The 255-nt window shown below is 61.2% G+C and carries 1 protein-coding gene; it reads left to right on the plus strand.

Annotation, left to right across the window (positions count from 1 at the left end; genetic code table 11):
• A partial coding sequence (locus tag AB4Y43_RS40700) for a divalent metal cation transporter (protein ID WP_368730316.1) occupies positions 1-255 on the plus strand: 255 nt, incomplete at both ends.

A 255-nucleotide genomic window follows, 5' to 3' on the forward strand; every position in this document is an offset into this window, starting at 1 on the left:
TGCTGTGCCTGTTGAGTCTGCTGCTGATCCCGGTGCTCGTTTCGATTCACCCGCCCGTGGGCGTTATCGCGCGCGACTTCTTCGTGCCGACCTGGCCGGCGAATTCGAAGCTCTCCGACGTGATGCTCCTCGTGATCGGCATCGTCGGCACGACCGTCGCGCCGTGGCAACTGTTCTTCCAGCAGAGCTACGTGATCGACAAGCGCATCACGCCGCGCTTCATGAAGTACGAAAAGGCGGACCTCTGGATCGGTA

Origin of the sequence: Paraburkholderia sp. BR10872, from assembly GCF_040965835.1 — a bacterium.
In the GTDB taxonomy this organism is placed as follows: domain Bacteria; phylum Pseudomonadota; class Gammaproteobacteria; order Burkholderiales; family Burkholderiaceae; genus Paraburkholderia; species Paraburkholderia nodosa_A.